At 56.4% G+C, this 21379-nt stretch carries 17 protein-coding genes; 2 read left to right on the top strand and 15 right to left on the bottom strand.

All coding sequences use genetic code 11. The features are described 5' to 3' along the window. Positions 1-54: 54 nt before the first annotated feature. The 15 genes from ACKXF9_RS08255 to coaD form a co-directional block, all read right to left on the bottom strand. A complete protein-coding gene (locus tag ACKXF9_RS08255; protein WP_249238528.1) occupies positions 55-3897 on the bottom strand; it encodes a DNA-directed RNA polymerase subunit beta in 3843 nt (1280 codons plus the stop codon). Between the two features lie 51 nt (positions 3898-3948). Continuing rightward, positions 3949-4242 (bottom strand): hypothetical protein, encoded by a 294-nt coding sequence (locus ACKXF9_RS08250; RefSeq protein WP_418265830.1) that lies wholly within the window; start codon positions 4240-4242, stop codon positions 3949-3951. Positions 4243-4444: 202 nt separating this feature from the next. Further along, positions 4445-5524: an RNA polymerase sigma factor RpoD gene (gene rpoD / locus ACKXF9_RS08245; RefSeq protein WP_348583671.1), complete on the bottom strand. Its 1080-nt coding sequence runs from the start codon at positions 5522-5524 to the stop codon at positions 4445-4447. A 51-nt stretch (positions 5525-5575) separates the two neighbouring features. Further along, the gene (dnaG, locus tag ACKXF9_RS08240; RefSeq protein ID WP_418265829.1) at positions 5576-7351 is read right to left on the bottom strand and encodes a DNA primase; all 1776 of its coding nucleotides are present in this window, start codon (positions 7349-7351) and stop codon (positions 5576-5578) included. A 26-nt stretch (positions 7352-7377) separates the two neighbouring features. After that, positions 7378-8376: a deoxyguanosinetriphosphate triphosphohydrolase gene (locus ACKXF9_RS08235; protein ID WP_418265828.1), complete on the bottom strand. Its 999-nt coding sequence runs from the start codon at positions 8374-8376 to the stop codon at positions 7378-7380. A 174-nt stretch (positions 8377-8550) separates the two neighbouring features. Continuing rightward, positions 8551-9171 carry an IMPACT family protein gene (locus ACKXF9_RS08230; RefSeq protein ID WP_249238523.1) on the bottom strand — a complete coding sequence of 207 codons (621 nt, stop codon included), beginning with the start codon at positions 9169-9171 and terminating at the stop codon, positions 8551-8553. A 442-nt stretch (positions 9172-9613) separates the two neighbouring features. Continuing rightward, positions 9614-10558, bottom strand: a complete 945-nt coding sequence (locus ACKXF9_RS08225) for a CAP domain-containing protein (RefSeq protein ID WP_418265827.1) — start codon at positions 10556-10558, stop codon at positions 9614-9616. 290 nt (positions 10559-10848) lie between these two features. Further along, positions 10849-11031 (bottom strand): hypothetical protein, encoded by a 183-nt coding sequence (locus ACKXF9_RS08220; protein WP_249238521.1) that lies wholly within the window; start codon positions 11029-11031, stop codon positions 10849-10851. Between the two features lie 281 nt (positions 11032-11312). Continuing rightward, a complete protein-coding gene (gene acrA / locus ACKXF9_RS08215; protein ID WP_097774831.1) occupies positions 11313-12407 on the bottom strand; it encodes an acryloyl-CoA reductase electron transfer subunit beta in 1095 nt (364 codons plus the stop codon). 21 nt (positions 12408-12428) lie between these two features. Continuing rightward, positions 12429-13223 carry an acryloyl-CoA reductase electron transfer subunit gamma gene (acrB, locus tag ACKXF9_RS08210; protein WP_005940175.1) on the bottom strand — a complete coding sequence of 265 codons (795 nt, stop codon included), beginning with the start codon at positions 13221-13223 and terminating at the stop codon, positions 12429-12431. 17 nt (positions 13224-13240) lie between these two features. Beyond that, on the bottom strand, positions 13241-14416 hold the full coding sequence (locus ACKXF9_RS08205; RefSeq protein WP_005940174.1) for an acyl-CoA dehydrogenase family protein: 1176 nt from the start codon (positions 14414-14416) through the stop codon (positions 13241-13243). 104 nt (positions 14417-14520) lie between these two features. Next, positions 14521-15393 carry a 3-hydroxyacyl-CoA dehydrogenase family protein gene (locus ACKXF9_RS08200; protein WP_005940172.1) on the bottom strand — a complete coding sequence of 291 codons (873 nt, stop codon included), beginning with the start codon at positions 15391-15393 and terminating at the stop codon, positions 14521-14523. Between the two features lie 42 nt (positions 15394-15435). Continuing rightward, a complete protein-coding gene (locus ACKXF9_RS08195) occupies positions 15436-16221 on the bottom strand; it encodes an enoyl-CoA hydratase-related protein (RefSeq protein ID WP_249238519.1) in 786 nt (261 codons plus the stop codon). Positions 16222-16341: 120 nt separating this feature from the next. After that, the gene (locus ACKXF9_RS08190; protein ID WP_005940168.1) at positions 16342-17559 is read right to left on the bottom strand and encodes an acetyl-CoA C-acetyltransferase; all 1218 of its coding nucleotides are present in this window, start codon (positions 17557-17559) and stop codon (positions 16342-16344) included. Between the two features lie 78 nt (positions 17560-17637). Next, complete coding sequence (gene coaD / locus ACKXF9_RS08185) at positions 17638-18144, bottom strand: pantetheine-phosphate adenylyltransferase (protein ID WP_339394701.1); 507 nt, start codon at positions 18142-18144, stop codon at positions 17638-17640. A gap of 512 nt (positions 18145-18656) precedes the next feature. On the opposite strand from coaD, the gene ACKXF9_RS08180 reads away from it, so the two are divergent. Beyond that, positions 18657-20003 (top strand): butyryl-CoA:acetate CoA-transferase, encoded by a 1347-nt coding sequence (locus ACKXF9_RS08180; protein ID WP_339394700.1) that lies wholly within the window; start codon positions 18657-18659, stop codon positions 20001-20003. 50 nt (positions 20004-20053) lie between these two features. Beyond that, positions 20054-21301, top strand: coding sequence for an AI-2E family transporter (locus tag ACKXF9_RS08175; protein WP_418265826.1), 1248 nt, complete (start codon positions 20054-20056; stop codon positions 21299-21301). Positions 21302-21379 lie beyond the last annotated feature (78 nt).

The following is a 21379-nucleotide window of genomic DNA, read 5'->3' as shown; positions in this document are numbered from 1 at the left end:
TCTCCCCTGCCGCAGCACGCGGTCAGGGGCAGCAGACCTGTGTTTTTGTTCTGATCAGAAATCTACTTCGTCGGAAGAAGCGGGAGCCTCGCTGCCAGAGTTATCGTCCTCCAGCACGGAAGGATCATCGAAGCCAGCATCGGCGTCCTTAATATTGTAATCGTTGAGCAGTTCGCTCTCCTGCACGACGTTCTCAGTGCCGGCCACATCGCGCATGTCAAAACCGGTCTCTTCGTCGTCGAAGTTCTGGCGCATGTCGATCTCGTTGCCTTCCTTATCCTGCACGACAACATCCATACCCAGAGACTGCAGTTCCTTGAGCATAACACGGAAGGACTCGGGGATGCCGGGCTGCGGGATGGGCTCGCCCTTGACAATAGCCTCGTAGGTCTTGACACGGCCCTCCACATCGTCGGACTTGACGGTCAGGATCTCCTGCAGGGTGTATGCAGCGCCGTAAGCTTCCAGTGCCCAGACTTCCATCTCGCCGAAGCGCTGGCCGCCGAACTGGGCCTTGCCGCCCAGAGGCTGCTGAGTGACCAGAGAGTAGGGGCCGGTGGAACGTGCATGGATCTTATCATCGACCAGGTGATGCAGCTTCAGGTAGTACATATAACCGACGGTAACGCGGTTATCGAACTTCTCACCGGTGCGGCCGTCGTAAACGGTGGTCTTGCCATCGCGGTCCAGCTCGATCTTGGAGAAGTCGATGATGTGGCCCTTCTCGCCCATGATCTTGGGGAGCTTGGTGGGATATGCAGGAGCATTCTCACCGTGCCACATCTCGCGGGCGGTATCAAAGGTATCGCCGATGTCGTTCTCACGGGCGGAATCGAAGACGGGAGTCATGACCTTGATGCCGCATGCCTTGGCAGCGTAGCCCAGGTTGACTTCCAGCACCTGACCGATGTTCATACGGGAAGGCACGCCCAGGGGGTTCAGCACGATGTCCAGCGGGGTGCCATCGGGCAGGTAGGGCATGTCCTCCTGCGGCAGAATACGGGAAACGACACCCTTGTTGCCGTGACGGCCTGCCATCTTATCGCCGACGCTGATCTTGCGCTTCTGGGCGATATAGCAGCGGACGACCTCGCGCACGCCGGGCTGCAGCTCGTCGCTGTTCTCCGGGGTGAACACCTTGACGTCCACGATGATGCCGTATGCGCCGTGGGGCACACGCAGAGAGGTATCGCGCACTTCGCGGGCCTTCTCGCCGAAGATGGCGCGCAGCAGGCGCTCCTCAGCGGTCAGCTCGGTCTCGCCCTTCGGGGTGACCTTACCAACCAGAATGTCGCCGCTCTTGACCTCGGCACCGATGCGGATGATACCGCGCTCGTCCAGATCCTTCAGCGCATCCTCAGAGACGTTGGGGATATCACGGGTGATCTCCTCGGGTCCCAGCTTGGTGTCGCGGCTCTCGGTCTCGTACTCTTCAATATGAATGGAGGTGTACACGTCCTCGCGCACGATCTTCTCGTTCAGCAGAACGGCGTCCTCGTAGTTGTAGCCTTCCCAGGTCATGAAGCCGATCAGGGCGTTCTTGCCCAGAGAGATCTCGCCGTTGCGCATTGCAGGGCCGTCGGCCAGCACCTGACCGGCCTTGACGCTCTCGCCGACCTCGACGATGGGACGCTGATTGATGCAGGTGCCTGCATTGGAGCGTGCGAACTTGATCAGAGGATAGTCCTCCAGCTCGCCCTTGTTGTTGCGCACAACAACGTGGTCGGCATCCATCTTCTCAACGATACCGTCATTCTTTGCCAGAACAGCGGTGCCGGAGTCGGTAGCTGCCTTGTATTCCATACCGGTAGCAACGATGGGCTGCTGCGTGACCATCAGAGGCACTGCCTGACGCTGCATGTTGGAGCCCATCAGAGCACGGTTACAGTCATCGTTCTCCAGGAAGGGGATGCATGCGGTAGCAACAGAGACCATCATTCGCGGAGAAACGTCCATGTAATCGACCTTTTCTGCGTCGATTTCCAGGATCTCATCGCGGCGGCGGGCAGAAACGCGGGGACGCACGAAGTGCTTGCCCTCATCCAGCGGCTCGTTGGCCTGTGCCACAACGTACTCGTCCTCAACGTCAGCGGTCATATACTCCACTTCGTCGGTGACGACCTGCTCAAGCAGGCGGCCGTTCTCGTCGTAGGTCTTTTTGACCTTGCGGTACGGAGCTTCCACAAAGCCATACTCGTTGATCTTTGCGTAGGATGCCAGATAGGAGATCAGACCGATGTTGGGGCCTTCAGGGGTCTCGATGGGGCACATACGGCCGTAGTGGCTGTAGTGAACGTCGCGGACCTCGAAACCTGCGCGGTCACGGCTCAGACCGCCGGGGCCCAGAGCAGACAGACGGCGCTTGTGGGTCAGCTCAGCCAGCGGGTTGTTCTGATCCATGAACTGGGACAGCGGAGAAGAACCGAAGAACTCCTTGATGGCTGCCACCACCGGACGGATGTTGATGAGGGCCTGCGGAGTGATCACGCTCTGATCCTGACTCTGCAGGGTCATGCGCTCACGGATGACACGCTCCATGCGGGAGAAGCCGATGCGGAACTGGTTCTGCAGCAGCTCACCCACGCTGCGGATGCGGCGGTTGCCCAGATGGTCGATATCATCGGTGGTGCCAATGTTGTGGCCCAGACCGTTCAGGTAGTTGATGGAAGCCAGAATATCGGCGACCGTAACGGTGCGGCCGATCAGCTGGTCGTGGTTGCGGCGCAGCATCTCCTTCTGCTCTTCCACATCAGAGGTGGTGTCCAGGATCTTCTTGATCTCGTCGAAGGAGCAGCGCTCGTTGATGCCGCACTCCTTCACGTCAAAGGAGAAGAAGCCCTGTGCATCCACACAGCCGTTGGTGATGACCTTGATCTTCCGGCTCTCTTCCTTCATGGGATCGTCGAGCTTCAGCTCGACCAGATTCACACCGGCGTTGTCAGCCTTCTCGGCCAGCTCGCGGGTGATCTTGGCACCGGCCTCGATCAGGATCTCGCCGGTGAGCGGAGCAACCACATTCTCAGCAGCCACCTGACCGGTGATGCGGCGGGCCAGAGACAGCTTCTTGTTCATCTTATAACGGCCGAAACGAGACAGGTCGTAGCGGCGCGGATCGAAGAACAGCATGTTGATCTGGCTGGTAGCGGACTCCACCGTGGGAGGCTCGCCGGGGCGCAGCTTGCGATAGACTTCCAGCAGGCCCTCTTCCTGATTCTTGGTGGTATCCTTTTCCAGAGTAGCGAGGATGCGCTCATCGTCGCCAAAGAAGTTCAGGATGTCCTCATTGGTGGACAGGCCCAGTGCACGGCACAGCACCGTGACCGGCAGCTTGCGGTTCTTATCGATACGGACATAGAACACATCGGAAGCATCGGTCTCGTACTCCAGCCATGCACCGCGGTTGGGGTTCATGGTTGCGCTGTACAGGTCGTTGCCCACCTTATCCTTGGCATCGCCGTAGAACACGCCGGGAGAGCGGACCAGCTGGCTGACGATAGCACGCTCTGCACCGTTGATCACAAAGGTGCCGGCATCGGTCATCAGCGGGAAATCGCCCATGAAGATCTCCTGATCCTTCACTTCACCGGTTTCCTTGTTCAGCAGACGGGCGGTGACGCGCAGGGGTGCTGCATAGGTCACGTCGCGCTCCTTGCACTCCTTGATGCTGTACTTCGGCTCCTTATCCAGACGGAAGTCCACAAAGCTCAGTGCCAGATTGCCGGTGTAGTCCTCAATGGTGCCGATATCGTGGAAGACCTCTTTCAGGCCCTCGTCCAGGAACCACTGATAAGAGTTCTTCTGAACCTCGATCAGGTTCGGCATACTGATGACTTCGTCGATGTGGGAGAAGCTCATGCGCTCGGTTTTGCCGAGCTTTACGGGCTTGACTTTCATCATAAAATCAACCACTCCTTACTTTTATACTCTACGGGATGTCGTATACACGGGTCAAATTTGAGCAGACACACATAATTCGACCCGCGTCGAAGGGAGCCTTTCGGCGTTTTTCACAAACTTTCCGGTTCGACCCATCCAGCCGCTGCCTCTGTGTTCCCCTTTTTGGCGCACTAGTCCATTATGTGATACTAATACAGTATAAACTCTAAAAGTCTTGTTGTCAAGCCATTTTTCAGATTTTTGCCAAAATAAATTTATTTTCCTTTCAATTTCGGTACACCCGGCAGCGTGTTCGTTTTTATCGTTTTGGGCCTTGATTTTTTTATTTTGCACGTTCCTGTTCATAATCCCCTTGTGCAATTTGTCTATCTTTGCTCTTGTGTTTTGGAGTATTACTTTTACAGTCGGATATGCCGGTTTTCCTTCGCGGCCCTTTTTTCGTGAAAAAACAGCTCAGAAAAGCCCGCAGGCTTTTCTGAGCTGCAAATATAAAAAATAATGTTTCCTCTGATATTGCCAGAGCGCACGCAGCGGCAATTATAATCGTTCACTCATCCAAGTAATCCCGCAGGCGCTTTGCACGGCTGGGGTGCCGCAGCTTGCGCAGGGCCTTGGCTTCGATCTGCCGCACCCGCTCCCGCGTCACGTTGAACTCTTTGCCCAATTCTTCCAGTGTGCGGGCTCGGCCATCCTCCAGCCCGAACCGCAGTGCGATCACCCGCTCTTCCCGGGGCGTCAGGCTCTTGAGCACGCTGAACAGCTCCCGGCGCAGCAGCTGCCGCCCGGCTTCATCCACCGGGACGCCCGCTTCCTCGTCCTGAATAAAATCCTCAAGGTGGGCGTCCTCTTCTTCACCCACCGGTGTTTCCAGGCTGATGGGGTCCTGTGCCAGCTGCAAAAGCTCCCGCACCCGGGCAGGCTCCATATCCAGCCGCACGGCGATCTCCTCCACCGTAGGCTCCCGGCCATTTTTGCGCAGCAGGTCGCCAGCCGTCTTTTTGACCCGGTTGATGCTCTCCACCAGATGCACCGGGATGCGGATCGTTCTCCCCTGATCCGCAATGGCCCGTGTGATGGACTGCCGGATCCACCATGTGGCATAGGTGGAGAACTTGAAGCCCCGTTCCGGCTCAAATTTTTCTGCAGCCTTCATCAGCCCCAGATTGCCCTCCTGGATCAGATCAAGAAACGGCAGTCCCCGCCCGGCGTAGCGTTTTGCCACCGACACCACCAGCCGCAGATTTGCTTCGCTCAGGTGACGGCGGGCATCCTCGTCTCCGGCCTGCGCCGCACGGGCAAGCTCCGTTTCCTGTTCTGCCGTCAGCAGCGGCACCTGACCGATCTCCTTCAGATAGGTCTTTACCGGGTCATCCAGTGCCACGCCTTCGGCCGAAAGCTCGTGCTCCAGCCTGCCGATCTGCGTTTCGTCCAGTGCAGGCAGCTCGGTCTCTTCTTCGGCCAGATGTACGCCGCGGGTCTCCAATGCAGCATACAGCTCATCCAGCTGTGCCACATCGTAATCCTTCTCGTCCATAGCACGGCTGATCTGTTCCGGCGTCACGGTGTGACGGCGGGCATGGGAGGCCAGCTCCCGGGCCAATTCCTCCGTTTGCGACAATTTCTGCATGATTCCTGCTCCTTTCCGCTCCTGCTCCAGCCGGAGGGAAAAGCAGCGGTCTCATTCTTCTACAGGAACGCTTCCCTGCTTTTTTTCGCGCATCGACTGGAGGTAATCACTCAGTTCCTCATTGGACATATGCGCCGCCTTGCCTGCCACGGGCATCCCCCGGGCAATGCGGTCCAGATACAGCCGGATATCGTCCGGCGTGCAATTCACTTCGCTGTATTGTGCCGCAAAACGGCTCAGCTCATTCAGCGCTTCTTCACTGACATAGGCCCGCAGCGTGGTCAGGTTGATTTCAATGCCTTCCCTGCTGCAGCGAAGCATGGCTTCGTACAGCTCCTTTTGCTGGGGCTGGATGAACTGCTCCGGCAACAGCTCCTTCTCTGCCAGCTTCAGATACTGCGGCTCCCGCAGGATCGCTGCCAGCAGCCGCTGCTGTGCACTTGCGATCCCCAGCGCCTGACTGCCGCCCGCGCTGTAGGGCAGCTTGATCTGGTTCATTTCGCCGGACTTGAGCACCTGCTGCCGTTTCTCCCAGCGGCGCCTGTTTCCGGCCTTTTTCACTGCCGTTTCCAGCTGGGTCATAATGGCTGTTTTAGAGATATTGGTCTCCTCTGCCAGACGGCCCGCATACACCTCCTGCTCGGTAGGGTTGGAGCGCTCTGCCAGCATATTCACAGCTTCCTTGACGTATTCCAGCCGCTGCGCGTCCTGTGCCAGATCGTACTGGCTGCGCAGGCGGCCCAGCCGGAAATCCAGTGCATTGCCCACACCGTCCAGCAGCGCCTTGAACCGTTCTGCACCGTACTTTTTGATGTACTCGTCCGGGTCTTTCGCCCCGGGGATCTGCAAAACGCCCACTTTCACCGGGCTGTTGCGGAACAGTTCCAGTGAACGCAGAGTCGCCTTCTGGCCGGCCTCGTCGGAATCGTAGCTCAGAATGACCTCATCTGCATATTCGCTGATGAGCCGCACCTGCTCCGGTGTCAGGGCAGTGCCGCAGGCGCACACCGCAGTATCGATCCCCGCCTGATGCATACTGATCACGTCCATGTAGCCCTCACACAGCACGAACCGGCGCACTGCACTGCGCTTTGCGATCTGCAATGCAAATACCGTTTCCGATTTGTGGTACACCAGCGTTTCCGGGCTGTTGACATACTTTGGTTTGGAATCGTCCAGCACCCGCCCGCCGAACGCGATGATATTGCCCCGCAGGTCAAAGATGGGGGTCATCACCCGCTTCCAGAACAGGCAGTAGATACGGCCGGACTGGCTGCGCTTGAACAGGCCGCTGGCATCCAGCTCCTGCTGGTTGTAGCCCTTATCCCGCAGGTACAGGTACAGGGCCTGTCCGTCATCGGGTGCATAGCCCAGCCCGAACCGTGCAATGGTCTTATCGTCCAGTCCGCGCCGCCGCCAGTAGGCCCGCGCCTGCCGTGCTTCCTCCACAGTGGAGTTCAGACAGGCATGGAAAAAGCGCGCAGCCTCCTTGTTCATGGAAAGGATGCGGCTGCGCATCCGGCCTGTCTTGTCGTCCTCCTGCGGTTCGGGCATTCCGGCCCGCGCCGCCAGCAGCTTGACGGCCTCCGGGTAATCGATGCTGTTGATCTTTCTGACAAAGCTGATGGCATCGCCTGCCGCCTGACAGCCAAAGCAGTAGAAGCTCTGGGTGTCCGGGTAGACATAGAAGGAGGGCGTTTTCTCGCTGTGGAAGGGACACAGACCGCCGTACAGCCGCCCTTTGCGCTTGAGCTGCACATAGCTGCCCACCAGCTCCACAATGTCGGTGCGGCGGGTCAGTTCCTCAATGTATTCGTGTGGGATCATGGATCTTTCAAACAACCTTTCAAAGTTTACAACACATGCCATTTCTGCGGCACAAAAATTTCCTCAAAGGTCCGGATGGCAAATTCATCGCTCATGCCGCTGATGTAGTCGGTGACGGCACGCTCTCTGCCCTCCTGATAGGCCAGCTGGACATAAAAGTTGGACATCTGATCGATGTGGCTCAGGTAGTACTCATACAGCTCTTCGATCACCTTGCCCACCTTCTGCTCCTCCCGCTTGGCGCTCCGGTCCACATACACCGTAGCGTACATGAAGTCGCGCAACGCGAGGAAAGCCTCGTTTTCCTCTGCGCCTACCTTCACATCGCCTTCGCTGTTGGCCAGAATGCTGTTGATCATTGTGGTGATGCGGGCAGATTTGGTCCTGCCCAGCACAGCCGTGCACTCTTTGGGCAGAATGTCCGGGTCCAGCACCCCGGCACGAACGGCATCCTCGATATCATGGTTCACAAAAGCGATCTGGTCGGCCATGCGCACGATGCGTCCCTCCGGCGTTGCCGCCCACGTCCCCTTGGTGTGGGTCACGATGCCGTTGCGCACCTCCCATGTCAGGTTCAGGCCCTTTCCATCCTTTTCCAGCCTGTCCACTACACGCAGGCTCTGCATATAGTGCTTGAAGCCATCCGGGCAGAGCTCGTTCAACGCCTGCTCACCCGCATGGCCAAAGGGCGTATGCCCCAGATCATGGGCCAGACTGATGGCCTCGGTCAGATCCTCGTTGAGCCGCAGGGCCCGGGCAATGGTACGGGCGATCTGTGAAACCTCCAGCGTATGGGTCAGCCGGGTCCGGTACAGATCTCCTTCCGGCGAGAGAAACACCTGCGTTTTCTGCTTGAGGCGGCGGAAGGCCTTGCAGTGCAGCACCCGGTCGCGGTCTCGCTGGAACACCGGCCTGATCGGGTCCTGTTCCTCCTGCACCATCCTCCCCCTGCTCTGGTCGCTGAAGGTCGCCCACGGTGCAAAGGTCATACGTTCGATCTCTTCCGTGCGCTGTCGTACATTCATACAGGGTCCCCTCCTTTTTTTCAGCATTCCCCCTCTCTGCTTCGGCACAGCCGATCCCAATTGCTGCGCCCGCGGCAATTGTAACACACCCGGTTTGTCGAAGGGGGAAATACCCTGTCGTTTCACAAAATTTTGCCCGATTTTTCAAAAGTCCTCTTATAGACGCAGTTTTTATCAAAAGGGTGCGTAGAAAGGTTCCGAGACATGGACCTGTGCTCCGCCCCGGGTCAGCTCCCGCAGCTGCTCCAGCAGCGGGCCTTCTGTGTGCTCCGGCATCTGCCAGCACAGGGTCACACGATCCGTGAACTGCGGTGCAGCCTGTTTTGCTCCCGCCGCATCGATGAGCAGCGAGGCCCGCTCATACAGCGAGTAGTCCACCGTCACGCTCAGTTCCACCACGCTGCGCACCGTGACCACCTCGGCGTTCTCCAATGCCCGGGCTGTGGCCGTCGTATAGGCACGCACAAGGCCGCCGGTGCCCAGCAGCACACCGCCAAAATAGCGGGTCACCACCACGATCAGATCGGTCAGACCGCTGTGCTGCAGCACTTCCAGCGCCGGGGTCCCCGCCGTTTTTGCCGGTTCGCCATCGTCCGAGTAGCGTTCCCGGTTGCCTTCCCGCAGGCGGTAGGCATATACATTGTGCCGCGCGGTCCGGTTGGCCGCACGCACCTGTTCCAGAAATGCAACGGCGGCTTCCTCACTGTCCGCAAAAGACAGGGATGCAATGAAGCGGCTCTTCTTCTCTTCGTATTCTCCTGTGGCCGTGCCACGAATCGTGCGGTAATCCTCCACGGTGGTTCCTCCTGCTTTTTATTCAGAATAAGTATAACATAAATCGGCCGTTGTGCAACCACTGCAGAACACGTTATCAAGGAAATCAATTTTCCTCTAAAGGCTTCCCCCGGTCGGGGGAAGCTGTCACCGCAGGTGACTGATGAGGGCGCAGGACAACAGCGTTTTGCTCTAATTACCCCTCATCCGGCGCTACGCGCCACCGGCTCCCCCTTTTGTCGCTATGCGACATTTTCCCCCGGTGCGGGGGAAATCTGTCCCCAAGGGGTGAAGGCTTTTGCTCTGGGTCAAGCATCAAAAGTTGATTTCCGTGACACGTTATCTAGTTCATTTCTTTCGGGTCGGATCCTCAGCTCCCCCGGCTCTTAAAGAAGACAGCAAAAAATCGGCTGAGCCCTGCGGCCCAGCCGATTTTTCTGAAGAAAGCATATGATTACGATGATTACTTGGTAAAGAGCTGGATCCACTGATGGCCCCAAGTACTGGAGCTGTTGTAGTAGTAGCCAACACCCATTGCGCGGGCTTCCGGGTCCAGAATATTCGCACGGTGGCCTTCGGAGTTCATCCATGCCGTTACGACCTCTTCGGGAGAAACGCTGCCCCATGCGGCATTCTCACCGGAAGCAGCATCGGTCACACCGTATTCACTGAGCACGGTGTACCACTTGGAACCATTGGGGCGCACATGAGAGTTCACAGTTGCGATCTCCTCAGCACGATGCTGTGCAGCTGCAGTGAGCTTTGCGTCACCCATGACCAGAGGATGCAGGCCGTAGTTTGCGCGCTCTGCATTGACCAGATCCAGAACTCTCTGACGATAGTCGCTGGTGTAAGAGTTTTCGGGATAAGAGAAGATCAGCACCCAGTAGTTGTTGTAAACGCCGCCTTCATAGTGGCCCACGCTCATGGTGGTCGCATCTGCGTTCAGGATGCGCTCACGGGCAAAATCAATGTTCATCCACTGATCCACTGCTGCATCGGGGGTGGAAACGCCCGCCATGTAGTCCTCGCCAATCGACACATCTTCGATGCCATTCTCTGCGAAGACGGTAAAATCGCGCTGGCCATTGGGACGAACGTAAGAATAAGAAGAGGCCAGTTCCTTCGCGCGCTCCTGAGCAGCACTATTGTGGCTGCTATCACCCAGCTGGACAGGCTTCAGGCCAGCCTTTGCGCGCTCGCTGTTCACACGGCGCAGGAACTCGTTCTGGTAAGCTTCATCCTGATGGTTCAGGAAGGAGTTTTCTTCTTCCATCACGGAAGCTGTCTCAGGCCCGGCCTGTGCAGCATTTGCGGCAACAGGCTTGAGGGATGCAGCACCAAAAACCACAGCCAAAGCCATCGCAGCGGCTGCGACCTTCTTTACGATCCTCATCTCAAGTTCCATAAGACATCCTCCGTAGGTTTTTGCAACTTGTTTGCAACACTACCGTTTCACAAGTGCAACTATTGTGCAACAATAGTATCACAAAAGTGTCTCATGGTCAAGGGATTCAGTCGTATTTTGATGAATAATATAAAATTTTAGAACTTTTTCTCCTAAAAAGCCCCCTTGACGAGCACTGTAGACTCGTCTTAAATGTTGTTCTATTGTTATGTAACTGTTGCAGTGCGCCCTTTTTGGAGGCTTTTTACGGCACTTTTTGTACGGAAATTTACTTTTGCAACACGGTTTTGTTACGCTTTAATTGTGTATTTCCGTCTTTTTCTTAACTCAAAGCCGTTTTTCCATGTTTCGCTGCACTTTGTGTGCACTTTCAGACGCTGCTTTTTCTTCCTCTGGCTATCCCTGCACTGCATCCGCTCTTTTGCAGCACCATCCGCAACAAAAAACAGCGCAGACGGTTCTTCCGAACCCATCTGTGCTGTCCCGCCGTACAGTTTAATGCTCTAATTCTTTGCTCTGACTGAACCGAGTATTACGCAAAATGCAACAAGCCCCGCCAAAAAGGACATCGCTCAAAGAATCGCCGAACAGAGCAAAAAGGCAGGATCTCTGGCGAAGCCCTGCCTCTTGCTGTTTTGTCCACCGTCTTTTATGCGTCACCTTAGCATTTGACAAACAAAAAAGAAGAGCGGCTCCGAAGAGCCGCCCTTCCACAATTCAGGCTATGCTATTGAAAAGATCTTGCTTCAGGCGATCACTGAGCAGCCTTTGCTGCCTCGATCTGCTTGATCAGCTCGGGCACGACCTTGAACAGATCGCCCACGATGCCGTAGTCAGCCACGCCGAAGATGGGAGCACCCTCGTTCTTGTTGACAGCGATGATGCACTCGGAGTCCTGCATACCAGCAGTGTGCTGGATAGCGCCGGAAATGCCCAGAGCAACATAGATCTTGGGGTGCACGGTCTTGCCGGTCTGACCAACCTGATGGTCAGCGGTCATCCAGCCTGCATCGGTAACGGCACGGGAAGCACCCACAACGCCGCCGCCCAGAGCAGCTGCCAGCTGCTCAGCCAGCTCAATGCCCTTCTGGACATCCTTGCTGATGCCGCGGCCGACAGAGACGATCACGTCTGCGCCGATCAGATCGACCAGCTTCTCAGCGGCCTTCTCAACGCTCAGGACCTCGGTCTTGATGTCCTCAGCAGCCAGAGCGAATGCGGGCTTCACGATCTGGCAGGCATCAGCCTTGGCCTGATCGAAGGGAGCCTTCTTCATAACGCCGGGACGCACGGTGGACATCTGCGGACGGAAGCGGGGGCAGATGATGGTAGCCATCAGATGGCCGCCGAATGCGGGACGGGTCATCTTCAGGTTGCGGTCTTCCATATCGAACTTCTGCTTGGACAGGTCGATGGTGGAGCTCTCCTTCAGGAAATCAATGTACTTTGCAGTGTCGATGTCCAGATGGGTAGCATCAGCGGTCAGGCCAGTGTGCAGACGAGCTGCGCAGCGGGGGCCCAGATCGCGGCCGATGTTGGTTGCACCGATCAGCAGGACTTCGGGCTTGTACTCGTTGACCATGTCGCACACGACCTTAGCGTATGCATCGGTGGTGTAATCCTTCAGCAGGGGGCTGTCGCAGACCATGACCTTATCGGCACCATAGCCGCCCAGCTCCTTGGCAATGCCTTCCACGTTGTCGCCCAGCAGCAGACCGGTGACCTCGCAGCCCAGCTCATCAGCCAGCTTGCGGGCCTCGCTCACCAGCTCGAAATCAGTGGGCATCAATGCGCCCTGGCGCTGCTCGCAGAAGACCCATACGCCTTTGTATTCGTTAAAATCAGCCATTGTAATCCTATGCTCCTTTCATCAGATCAGGTGCTTCTTGGCCAGGATACCAGCCAGCTGTGCGGCAGTATCGTCGCCCTTGAGCATGGTGCCTGCGCCCTTCTGCGGAGGAGTGAAGGACTTAAAGACGTTCGTCGGAGAACCCTTCAGACCAATGGTATCAACCTCGATCAGCGGATCGTCCTTCAGTGCGTTGTAATCGAACACTTCCATCGGCTTGTCGTAGCAGGTGAAGATGCCGTTCACGCTCATGTAACGGGGCTGGTTCAGCTCCTTGATGCAGGTCAGCAGGCAGGGAGTCTGCACCTTGACCATCATGTAGCCGTCCTCGAGCATACGCTTCACGGTCAGGGTGTTGCCATCCTTCTGGATGTCAGCCACATAGGTGACCTGAGGCAGGTGCAGCTTCTCAGCGATCTGAGGACCGACCTGAGCGGTATCACCATCGATTGCCTGACGGCCGCAGAACACAACGTCCTCGGGGCCGACACCGATCTTGTTGACGGCAGCAGCCAGGATCTGGCTGGTTGCGAAGGTATCGGAACCGCCGAACTCACGGCCGGAGACCAGAACAGCCTTATCTGCACCGCGGGCCAGCAGCTCACGCAGCATGCCTTCTGCCGGCGGGGGACCCATGGTAACAACAACGACTTCGCAGCCGGTAGCGTCCTTGAGCTTCAGAGCAGCCTCCAGAGCATTCAGGTCATCAGGGTTGGTGATGGTAGCCATCGAAGCACGGTCCAGAGTGCCATCGGGCTTGACGGACACCTTGCCGGAGGTATCAGGAACCTGCTTTACACAAACAATTGCTTTCATTGTAACTCTTGCCTCCCTTACTTCAGCAGCGCGCCGGAAATGACCATCATCTGCACTTCGCTGGTGCCCTCGTAGATCTCAGTGATCTTGGCATCACGCATCATGCGCTCGATGGGATAGTCACGGGTGTAGCCGTAACCGCCGAACAGCTGCAGGCAGCGGCGGGTCACATCGCTTGCGGTGCGGGCTGCGATCAGCTTTGCCTGAGCAGCCTCGACGCTGTAACGAACCTTCTTGCCATCCATTGCTTCCTGCTTCTTCAGAGCAGCAGCGTAGACCAGATACTTTGCAGCCTCAACGCGTGCCTTCATCTCAGCCAGCTCGAACTGGGTGTTCTGGAATGCGGAAATGCTGCGGCCGAACTGCTTGCGCTCCTTGACGTAAGCAACGGTCTCTTCCAAAGCGCCCTCGGCGATGCCCAGAGCCTGAGAAGCAATGCCGATACGGCCACCGTCCAGAGTAGCCATAGCCAGCTGGAAGCCGCGGCCACGCACACCCAGCATACGGTCAGCAGGGATGCGGCAGTCCTCGAAAATCAGCTCGCAGGTGGAAGAACCGCGGATGCCCATCTTGTCCTCAGCCTTACCGACGGAGAAGCCCGGGTCGGTACGCTCCACGATAAAGGCGGAGCACTGCTTGGTGGGACGGCCCTTCTTGTCGGGCACGATATCGGTGACAGCAATAACGATAAAGACGTTTGCGTAGCCGGCGTTGGTGATGAAGATCTTGGAACCGTTCAGGATCCAATCACCGGTCTCGGGGTCCTGCTTTGCAAAGGTCTGCTGACCCTGTGCATCGGTGCCGGCACCCGGCTCAGTCAGGCCGAAAGCACCCAGCCACTCGCCGCTGCACAGCTTGGGCAGATACTTTGCCTTCTGCTCGGGAGTACCATTTTCATAAATAGGAGCAGCACACAGGCTGGTGTGAGCAGAGACGATGACACCGGTGGTGCCGCAGACCTTGCTCAGCTCTTCCACTGCCATGACGTAGGACAGCACATCGCCGCCTGCACCGCCGACCTCAGTCGGGAAATAAATGCCCATCATGCCGAGCTTGCCCATCTTTTCGACGGTCTCTTTGGGGAAGTACTCTTCCGCATCAACCTTCTTTGCCAGGGGCTTGACTTCGTTCTCAGCAAACTCGCGGTACATTTTCTGTACCATCTGCTGCTGCTTGGACAGAGTAAAATCCATCGCTATATCCTCCTAACGGGTCTTTTTCATTTACCGGAATTGCCCGGTGCAAACAAATTCCTCCCGGCCGTGTTTCCATAGTCGGGAGAAACGTTTATCAGAATTTACAGCTGGTCAACAGGGGTCTTGGTGCGGTCTGCGTTGTAAACGTAGAAGCCCTTGCCGCTCTTGCAGCCCAGGTTGCCGCCGCGGACCATCTTACGGATCAGCGGGCATGCACGGTACTTGCTGTCGCCGGTCTCCTTGTACAGCACGTCCATGATAGCCAGGCAGATATCCAGGCCGATGAAGTCGCCCAGCTCCAGGGGACCCATGGGGTGGTTGGCACCCAGCTTCATGGCAGTGTCAATGCCAGCGATATCGGAAACGCCTTCCATCTTGATGAAGGCTGCTTCGTTGATCATGGGGATCAGGATGCGGTTGACGACGAAGCCTGCAGCCTCGTTGACCTGAACCGGCTGCTTGCCGATGGCAACAGAGATCTCCTTGATCTTCTCAACGGTCTCAGCAGGAGTGTTGCAGCCTGCGATGACCTCGATCAGCTTCATGCGGTCTGCGGGGTTGAAGAAGTGCATGCCAACCAGCGGACGGCTAACGCCCTTGCCGATCTCGGTGATGGACAGAGAAGAAGTGTTGGAAGCGAAGATGCACTCAGGCTTGCAGATCTTATCCAGCTCGCCGAAGGTGGTCTGCTTGACCTTCATATCCTCAAAAGCAGCCTCAACGACCAGATCGCAGTCAGCGCACAGGTCTTCCTTCAGGCCCGGGGTGATGGCAGCAACGATAGCGTCTGCCTTTTCCTGCGTCATCTTTCCCTTAGCAACCAGCTTCTCGTAGCCCTTCTTGATCTTTGCCAGACCATTCTCGGCCCACTCCTGCTTGATGTCGCACAGAGCAACAGTGTTGCCCTCAACCTGTGCAAATGCCTTTGCGATGCCCTGGCCCATGGTGCCAGCGCCGATAACACCGATCTTCATAGGAAACCTCTCCTTTAATATCAAAAATTATGTAGTAATGGATTAGTTGTTGGTGAACACTGCCTTGGGCTTCGGCTTCTCACGGGACAGGAAGCAGCTCATGCCCTCCACCTGATCGTGGGTCTCGAAGCAGTCGCCGAACAGCTTTTCCTCGACCTCAACAGCCTTCTCGATGGGCAGGCTGATGCCGCCGTTGATTGCCTTCTTGCAGTTGCGTACAGCGATGGGTGCGTTCTTTGCGATCTTGCCGGCCAGCTTCAGCACGTTCTCCATCAGCTCAGCCTGCGGATACACAGCGTTCACCAGACCAATGCGCAGAGCCTCGTCTGCCTTGATGTTCAGAGCAGAGTAGACCAGCTGCTTTGCCATGCCCATGCCGACCAGACGTGCCAGACGCTGGGTGCCGCCGAAGCCCGGGGTGATGCCCAGACCAACTTCAGGCTGACCAAACACAGCGTTGTCAGAGCAGATGCGGATGTCGCAGCTCATTGCCAGCTCGTTGCCGCCGCCCAGTGCAAAGCCGTTCACGGCTGCAATGACGGGGATGGGGAAGCTCTCGATCATCAGGAACACATCATTGCCCAGCTTGCCGAAGGCCTCGCCCTCTGCCTTGGTCATGGTGCTCATGGAACCGATATCAGCGCCTGCCACGAAGCTCTTGTCGCCTTCGCCGGTCAGAACGATGCAGCGGACAGTCTCCTGATCCACAGCCTCAAATGCAGCCTTCAGGTCTGCCAGAACTTCGGGGTTCAGGGCATTCAGTGCCTTGGGACGGTCGATGGTGATGATCTCAACTGCGCCCTGCACCTCGGTTTTTACAAATGCCATTGTGAAAACCTCCTATTCAAATCTTATCAGTTATCATAAACAGCCCCCGGGCCAGAGCAGGCTCTCCGGTTCCTCCCCTGCCCGGGTCTGTCATTCAGTCAGGCTCTCCAGTAATGGAGCTTAGTCCATCTCAACGATGGTAGCGCAGCCCATGCCGCCGCCGATGCACAGGGTAGCCAGGCCCTTGTGTGCGCCGCGATGCTTCATAGCATACAGCAGGGTGACCAGGATACGAGCGCCGGAAGCGCCGACCGGGTGGCCCAGAGCAATTGCGCCGCCGTTGACGTTCACCTTGCTCATATCAAAGTTCAGAGCCTGGCTGACAGCCACAGACTGAGCAGCAAATGCCTCGTTGGCCTCGATCAGATCCATGTCAGCAACAGTCAGGCCGGTCTTTGCCATGACCTTCTTGGTAGCAGCGATGGGGCCCAGACCCATGACTTCGGGCTCAACGCCTGCCAGAGCACCAGCCACCCAAGTAGCCAGAGGCTTCACGCCCAGCTCCTTTGCCTTCTCCTCGCTCATGATGACCAGAGCAGCAGCGCCGTCATTGATGGCGGAAGAGTTGCCGGCGGTCACAATGCCGTCCTTGGTGAAAGCGGGCTTCAGCTTTGCCAGCACTTCAGGAGCGCTCAGACGGGGGCCTTCATCGGTATCGAACACGGTGTCGCCCTTCTTGCCCTTGATCACAACGGGAACGATCTCGTCCTTGAAAGCGCCGTCCTTGATGGCCTTGTCAGCCTTCAGCTGGCTGTTGTATGAGAACTCGTCCAGCATCTCACGGGTGATGGGGCTGTAGCCGTACTTCTTCTGATAGGTCTCGTTGGTGCAGACATTCTCAGCGGTCATACCCATGTGCTTGTTGAAGCCGCAGGCATCCCACAGAGCATCGTTGACCATGGTATCCACGATCTCGCTCTTGCCCATAGGAGCGCCCATGCGGTAGCCGTAACGAGCCTTCTGCAGTGCGAAGGGAGCCATGTCCATGTTCTCCATGCCGCCTGCGACCACGATATCAGCATCGCCTGCCTCGATCATCTGAGCAGCCATATTGACGCAGTTCAGACCGGAGCCACACACCACGTTGACGGTGACAGCCGGGGTCTCGATGGGCAGACCAGCCTTCAGAGCAGCCTGACGTGCAACGTTCTGGCCCAGACCAGCCTGAATGACACAGCCCATGTAAACATGATCGACCTGCTCAGGTGCGACGTTTGCACGGTTCAGGGCTTCCTTGATGACAATGGAGCCCAGCTCAACTGCGGGAACGTTTGCCAGAGTGCCGCCGAACTTGCCAATAGCGGTACGGCATGCAGATGCGATAACGATCTTTTTCATGTGAATAGCCTCCTGAATTGTGTATGTGTTGCTTTTCGATTGCCTTTTTATCAAAACGCCCTTGGGCATTTCTGCAAATTATTTTTCAGGGTCTTTTCCCTGCCGGATCAGCGCATACTTTTCGTTGACCGCCTTTTCCACATTGGGGGTAACGAACTTGCCGATGTCGCTGCCGTAATACGCTGCCTCCTTCACGATCGTAGAAGAAAGGTAGCTCCACTTGATGCTGGTGGCAAGGAACATGGTCTCAATGCCGGGCATCAGTGCGTGATTGGTCTGCGCAAGCTGGATCTCGTTTTCAAAGTCTGTCACAGCCCGCAGTCCCCGTACCATCACCGAAGCGTGCCGCTTCTTGGCGAACTCTACGGTCAGGCCGTCGAAGCTCTCCACCGAAACGTTCTGGATGCCTTTGCAGCACTCCTTGAGCAACTCTACGCGCTCCTCCACGGTGAAGAGCGGATTCTTTGCGCTGTTATTGAGCACTGCCACGATCAGATGATCGTTGATCTTTGCTGCGCGCTTGATGATATCAAGGTGTCCTTTTGTGACCGGGTCGAACGAACCGGGGTAAACTGCTGTTGCCATCGTCTGGTGTCCTCCTTGAGCGCTGTGAAAAGCGCGTTTTGGTTCTGCCATGATAGCACTTTCCAGTCTTGGGTGCAAGATTTTGTGCAAGCTGTACGTTTTATCGTTAAAATTTAAACAATCAACGCTGTGCCACATCGCGGCAACTTGCTACGCTATAAGTAAATCACATCGTCAAAATTTTATCAAGTCCTTTTGCAAAGATTTTTGGTTTCACCACACCAAACAATCCTCCAAAATAGCTCTGAATTTTGTAAATATTGACAGTCAGCCAAAATTTTCACGATAAACTATTGATTCTGCACATTGTTAATGTTATAACTAAGTTGTGCAGGTCTGCCGAACTGTCCGGCAGCTTTCCCTGTTGTCTGTCAGGATACCACACGGCTATGTCAGAGTTGTGTGCAAACTACCAAAAAACGGTAAATAACCTGCAAAGATCTGTCCGTGCAGGAAGTGTAAATGATAAATTTACAATTCCTTTATGTTATTATAGGAGAGGATGGTTTATAATGGATTTTACGGAACTGTATGCTCAGAAAAAAATGACCGCCGCTCAGGCTGCCGCACTGGTCAAAAGCGGTGACTGGGTGGACTACGGCTGGGCAGTGAACACCCCCGTGGCGGTGGATGCCGAGCTTGCAAAGCGTCTGCCGGAGCTGGAGGGCGTCAACTTCCGCGGCGGCATCCTGATGTGGGTGCCCGCGATCTTCCAGATCGACGACCCCGCCGCACACATGACCTGGAACAGCTGGCACATGGGCGGCATTGAGCGCAAGGCCATTGCACAGGGGTTCTCCTTTTACTCCCCCATCCGTTATTCCGAGCTGCCCCGTTACTACCGTGAGAGCCCGGACCCGCTGGATGTGGCCGTGTTCCAGGTGACCCCTATGGACGAGCACGGCTATTTCAACTTCGGCCCCAGTGCATCTCATCTGGGCGCTGTATGCGAAAAAGCCAAGAAGATCGTTGTTGAGGTCAACAAGAACATGCCCCGCTGCCTTGGCGGCATGGAGAACTGCATCCACATTTCTCAGGTCACCGGCATCGTGGAAGGCGAGAATCCTCCCATTGGCCAGATGGCCGCTCCCGGTGCTGCTACCGAAGTGGATCTGAAGGTTGCCAACCTGATCGTTCCGCAGATCCCCAACGGTGCCTGCCTGCAGCTGGGCATCGGCGGTATGCCCAATGCCATCGGCAGCCTGATCGCACAGAGCGACCTGAAGGATCTGGGCGTGCACACCGAAATGTATGTGGACGCTTTTGTGGATATCGCCAAGGCCGGCAAGATCACCGGTGCACGCAAGCAGCTGGACAAGGGCCGTCAGGTCTACGCCTTTGGTGCCGGCACCCAGAAGATGTACGATTACCTGAACGATAATCCGGAGTGCATGTCCGCTCCCGTGGACTATACCAACGATATCCGCAGCATCTCCGCACTGGATAACTTTATCTCCATCAACAACGCTGTGGACATCGACCTGTTCGGTCAGGTGAACGCCGAGACTGCAGGCCTCAAGCACATCTCCGGTGCCGGCGGTCAGCTGGACTTCGTTCTGGGCGCATACCTTTCCAAGGGCGGCAAGAGCTTTATCTGCCTGTCCTCTACCTTCTTTAATAAGAAGACCGGCCAGCTGGAGAGCCGCATCCGTCCCACGCTGGAAAACGGCAGCATCGTCACCGATACCCGTGCCAACATCCACTACCTGTGCACGGAGTACGGCTGCGTGAACCTGAAGGGCCTGACTACCTGGGAAAAGGCTGAGGCCCTGATCAACGTTGCACATCCCGACTTCCGCGAAGACCTTATCAAGGAAGCCGAAAAGATGCATATCTGGCGCAGGAGCAACAAAATCTAACATGTGTCGTGGGTATTCCTGCTGCCTGCGGCAGGAATGGAGTTTATCACATGATGGACAAAAAGCCGCACATCAAGCCCTATCTTTACGGGATGCTGGCCGGGTTCGGAGCGATCTCCCTGAGCATCATCTTTTTCTTTCTGATCTACCGCTTTGACGGTTTTGGCAACGCGATCTCGACCCTGACCGGCATTCTGATGCCGTTCATCTACGGTGCCGTCATCGCCTACCTGCTCAAGCCCGTATGCAACACCATCGAGAGCTTTCTGCGCCGCTTCATTCCGGAAAAGATGCATGGTCTGGTCAATGTGCTGTCTATTACACTGACCATCCTGTTCGGTCTGCTCCTCATCTACGCTTTGTGCATGATGATCATTCCGCAGCTCATCACCAGCGTGACCACCCTGTACTACACTGCACAGCGCAACCTTGCAAAGTTCGTGCAGTGGGCAAATCATGTGGAGTTCATTGAGAACAACCAGCAGATCATGAACATGCTCAACTCTGCTTATGCCACCATCAGCACCAATTTCGATGATCTGATCAAGACCCGGCTCCTGCCCTCCATGCAGAACATCGTCAGCGGTGCCGCCATTGGTGTGCTGAACGTTGTAACGGTAGCCAAGAATCTGGTCATCGGCATCATCGTGGCCGTGTACATGCTGGCCAGCCGCAAGCGCTTTGTGCAGCAGGGCAAGCTGGTGCTCTACAGCATCTTCAAGCCCCGCTGGGCAGAGCTCATCAAGGAAGAAGTGAAGTATGCCGATAAGATGTTCGGCGGCTTCATCAACGGCAAGATCATGGATTCCGCCATCATCGGCGTGCTGTGCTATATCGGCTGCCTGATCTTCAAATTCCCCAGTGCACTGCTGGTGTCGGTCATCATCGGCGTGACCAATGTCATCCCCTTCTTTGGCCCGTTCATCGGTGCGGTTCCGGCTACCCTGCTCATTCTCATCCAGAGCCCCATCAAGGCACTGTGGTTCGTGCTGTTCGTGCTGGTCCTGCAGCAGCTGGACGGCAATGTGATCGGCCCCAAGATCCTGGGCAACACCACCGGTCTTTCCAGCTTCTGGGTCCTGTTCGCCATCCTGCTGTTCGGCGGTCTGTGGGGCTTTGTGGGCATGATCGTGGGTGTACCGCTGTTTGCTGTCATCTATGACATCATCAAAAAGCTGGTCATCCACGGCCTGAAGCGCAATGCAGAGCTCGACATGCTTCAGACCTACCACGACAATTTCGGCGACCCGGAGGACGATGCTTCGCCTGCCCCGGAACCGCCTGCCGAAAAGCAATAAGCATCTTCCCTGCCCTGTATCACAAAGGCCCTGCGTTCTTTCGAACGCAGGGCCTTTGCTTTTTATGATGATGTTTGC

It is taken from the genome of Faecalibacterium sp. 9, assembly GCF_048320955.1.
Taxonomy (GTDB): Bacteria; Bacillota; Clostridia; order Oscillospirales; family Ruminococcaceae; genus Faecalibacterium; species Faecalibacterium wellingii.
Note: the sequence above shows the minus strand (reverse complement) of the source record. Positions and strands in the feature narration are given on the sequence as shown.

What these genes read in the sequence shown, in the direction of transcription:
- ACKXF9_RS08200 (WP_005940172.1), bottom strand. Translation starts at nt 15,393, where the DNA reads ATGAAGATCGGTGTTATCGGCGCTGGCACCATGGGCCAGGGCATCGCA.
- ACKXF9_RS08225 (WP_418265827.1), bottom strand. Translation starts at nt 10,558, where the DNA reads ATGGAACTTGAGATGAGGATCGTAAAGAAGGTCGCAGCCGCTGCGATG.
- acrB (WP_005940175.1), bottom strand. Translation starts at nt 13,223, where the DNA reads ATGAAAGCAATTGTTTGTGTAAAGCAGGTTCCTGATACCTCCGGCAAG.
- coaD (WP_339394701.1), bottom strand. Translation starts at nt 18,144, where the DNA reads ATGGCAACAGCAGTTTACCCCGGTTCGTTCGACCCGGTCACAAAAGGA.
- dnaG (WP_418265829.1), bottom strand. Translation starts at nt 7,351, where the DNA reads ATGATCCCACACGAATACATTGAGGAACTGACCCGCCGCACCGACATT.
- ACKXF9_RS08195 (WP_249238519.1), bottom strand. Translation starts at nt 16,221, where the DNA reads ATGGCATTTGTAAAAACCGAGGTGCAGGGCGCAGTTGAGATCATCACC.
- ACKXF9_RS08255 (WP_249238528.1), bottom strand. Translation starts at nt 3,897, where the DNA reads ATGATGAAAGTCAAGCCCGTAAAGCTCGGCAAAACCGAGCGCATGAGC.
- ACKXF9_RS08175 (WP_418265826.1), top strand. Translation starts at nt 20,054, where the DNA reads ATGATGGACAAAAAGCCGCACATCAAGCCCTATCTTTACGGGATGCTG.
- ACKXF9_RS08250 (WP_418265830.1), bottom strand. Translation starts at nt 4,242, where the DNA reads ATGAACAGGAACGTGCAAAATAAAAAAATCAAGGCCCAAAACGATAAA.
- ACKXF9_RS08220 (WP_249238521.1), bottom strand. Translation starts at nt 11,031, where the DNA reads ATGGGTTCGGAAGAACCGTCTGCGCTGTTTTTTGTTGCGGATGGTGCT.
- ACKXF9_RS08205 (WP_005940174.1), bottom strand. Translation starts at nt 14,416, where the DNA reads ATGGATTTTACTCTGTCCAAGCAGCAGCAGATGGTACAGAAAATGTAC.
- ACKXF9_RS08235 (WP_418265828.1), bottom strand. Translation starts at nt 8,376, where the DNA reads ATGAATGTACGACAGCGCACGGAAGAGATCGAACGTATGACCTTTGCA.
- ACKXF9_RS08180 (WP_339394700.1), top strand. Translation starts at nt 18,657, where the DNA reads ATGGATTTTACGGAACTGTATGCTCAGAAAAAAATGACCGCCGCTCAG.
- rpoD (WP_348583671.1), bottom strand. Translation starts at nt 5,524, where the DNA reads ATGCAGAAATTGTCGCAAACGGAGGAATTGGCCCGGGAGCTGGCCTCC.
- ACKXF9_RS08190 (WP_005940168.1), bottom strand. Translation starts at nt 17,559, where the DNA reads ATGAAAAAGATCGTTATCGCATCTGCATGCCGTACCGCTATTGGCAAG.
- acrA (WP_097774831.1), bottom strand. Translation starts at nt 12,407, where the DNA reads ATGGCTGATTTTAACGAATACAAAGGCGTATGGGTCTTCTGCGAGCAG.